Source organism: Coprococcus sp. ART55/1 (assembly GCF_000210595.1).
GTDB classification, from domain to species: domain Bacteria; phylum Bacillota; class Clostridia; order Lachnospirales; family Lachnospiraceae; genus Coprococcus; species Coprococcus aceti.
Genome location: NC_021018.1, coordinates 2701199 through 2703986 on the forward strand (window position 1 = coordinate 2701199; position 2788 = coordinate 2703986).

The 2788-nt window shown below is 45.8% G+C and carries 3 protein-coding genes; all 3 read left to right on the plus strand.

All coding sequences use genetic code 11. The annotated features are described in order from the left end of the window. Positions 1–874, plus strand: an 874-nt coding sequence (locus CCU_RS12150) for a helicase-related protein (protein WP_256364701.1), incomplete at its 5' end; no start/stop codon positions are given. Positions 875–893: 19 nt separating this feature from the next. After that, a complete protein-coding gene (locus CCU_RS12155; RefSeq protein WP_015534875.1) occupies positions 894–2486 on the plus strand; it encodes a cellulase family glycosylhydrolase in 1593 nt (530 codons plus the stop codon). 104 nt (positions 2487–2590) lie between these two features. After that, positions 2591–2788 (plus strand): RsmD family RNA methyltransferase (locus CCU_RS12160; protein WP_208896228.1); only part of this gene is annotated, 198 nt, incomplete at its 3' end.

Consider the following 2788-nt stretch of genomic DNA (forward strand, 5'->3'; position numbering starts at 1 on the left):
CAGATTTGGAGTAAAGCAGCGCGAGAGACTTGCGTCAAAGGGAGAAGCTCCGCACACGCTTGTTATGAGTGCCACACCTATTCCGAGAACCCTTGCGATCATCATGTATGGCGATCTTGACATTTCAGTTATAGATGAGCTCCCGGCAGGAAGAATCCCGATCAAGAACTGCGTTGTGGATGAGAGCTACAGGAAGACGGCTCTCGGCTTTATCATGAAGGAGGTCTTACAGGGGCATCAGATATATATAGTCTGCCCGATGGTGGAGGCCAGCGAAGTTCTGGACGATGTTGCAAATGTGACCGAGTATACGGAGGAGCTGAAGAAGTCCATCAGGGATGGATATGGCGCTGACACTTCGGTGGTATGTTTGCACGGTAAGATGAAGGCGGAGGAAAAGAACAGGATTCTCCAGGACTTTGCGGATGGTAAGATAAGCATTCTTGTCTCAACTACGGTCATAGAGGTTGGAATAAACAATCCAAATGCCACAGTTATGATGGTGGAGAATGCAGAGCGTTTTGGCCTTGCGCAGCTCCATCAGCTCAGGGGACGTGTAGGAAGAGGAAATCTCCAGTCGTACTGCATTTTCATGAGCGGAAAAAAGGACAAGGATACTATGGAGAGACTGAATGTTCTGGAGAAGTCAAATGACGGCTTCTATATAGCCGGTGAGGATCTCAAGATGAGGGGCCCGGGCGATTTCTTTGGAATAAGACAGAGCGGGGAGCTGATGTTCAAGGTTGGGGATATATACAATCATGCTGACATGCTTAGGGCGGCGCAGGACGTATACGACCGCTATGGACAGGAGATAGATGCGAAACTGATAAACAAAGGGGATGACAGGCTGTACACTATGCCTGTATTATAAATAAAAAAGGGGGTATACCATGAAAAATAAGAAAACGATAGTTATGGGAATAATTATTGGCATTTTGCTGATAATTATAGCGGTTATGGGATATGTGATCGCTTCGGGAAAGAAAGGTGATTCCGTTAAGAAAGAAACGCTGCAGGAGACTTCTGCAGGCACAGAAGAAGTGAAAAGTGCTGACAATACGGGCGATACAACTGAGTCGTCAGAAAAACAGGATGACCAATCCTTGGATATTGCAGGCGATTTCTATGCTGAGATAGGACATGATACCACGTGGGAGGCAGATGGCAAAAAGTGTGCTACAGAGAGCATCAACATATATAACAACACATCTGCGCCTGCAAAGGATTGGAAGCTTGAGATTACATATAAGGGAACTCCGGCTGTAGATCAGATATGGGGCGGAGAGTACAAGATATCAGGCAAAACAGTGTCAATAAAGGCCGTGGATTACACCCAGGAGATACCGGCTAAGGGCAGTATCAACCTCGGATATAATTTCTCTTCAGATGACCTCGCCGTTGAGAAATACGTGCTGTATGTAAATGACACACAGTACAGCGGAGATGGACTTAAGATGGCAGCTTCAGCGCCTGAGAAAACCGACAGCAATGAAACAAGCGGAGGCGGGAAAATTACAGAATCCGCTGCTACTGAGAAGAAAAACAATACAAATGTTCCGGGAGAGATCCCATTTGAAACACATGGAAAACTTTCGGTAAAAGGAACGGATATAGTGGACATGAATGGAGACAAATATCAGCTTAAGGGTGTCAGCACCCATGGAATCACATGGTTCCCTGATTATGTGAATAAGGAAGCCTTTGAGACTCTGCGGGATGACTGGGGTGCAAATCTTATAAGACTTGCGATGTATACGGATACAGGAGACAGCTACGGATACTGCAGTGGCGGAGATAAGGACGAGATACTTGCTCTTGTCGACAAAGGAGTTAGTGCAGCGACTGAGCTTGGCATGTATGTCATAGTTGACTGGCACATACTAAGCGATAGTGATCCGAATAATCATATAGATGATGCAAAAGAATTCTTTGACAAGGTATCTAAGAAATATGCGGCACAGGAGAATGTCATATATGAGATCTGCAACGAGCCGAATGGTGGAACCCAGTGGAGCAGTGTCAAGTCGTATGCCGAGACCATAATACCGGTCATCAGGGCAAACGACAAAGATGCTCTGATAATCGTGGGAACTCCAAACTGGAGCCAGGATGTCGATATTGCGTCACAGGATCCGATAACCGGTTATGACAACATCATGTACGCAGTGCATTTTTATGCGGCTACCCACAAGGATGACCTGAGAAATAAGGTTAAGACGGCTCTGGACAACGGACTTCCTGTATTTGTGAGTGAGTTCAGCCTGTGCGATGCATCGGGCAATGGAGGTATTGATTACGATTCATCTGACGAGTGGTTCAAGCTTATAAACGAGAATAATCTCAGCTATTCATCATGGAGTCTGTGTAACAAGAATGAGACATCGGCACTTATAAAGTCCGATTCAACAGCCACGGGCAGCTTATCCGATGGAGATCTGTCTGACACCGGAAAATACGTGAGAGACAGAATAATGGGAAAATAGTGTGAAGATTGGAAGCTTTTCTTGTAATTTGGCAAAAGGCATGGTATAAGAATGTCTGGCAGGAAAAGTTTATGATATACAGTACATATAGATAGGAGAAGAATATGAGGGTTATTGCCGGCAGTGCAAGAAGTCTGAAGCTGGTGACGATTGATTCGATGGACACCAGACCGACAACGGACAGGATAAAAGAAACCTTATTTAATATGCTCTCAAATGATATTCCGGGATGCCGGTTCCTTGACGTGTTCAGCGGAAGCGGAGCTATTGGAATAGAGGCGCTCAGCCGTGGGGCAGCCATG

Bases quoted from the DNA above. Each gene is read 5' to 3' on its own strand.
- CCU_RS12155 (WP_015534875.1), top strand. From the start codon at position 894: ATGAAAAATAAGAAAACGATAGTTATGGGAATAATTATTGGCATTTTG.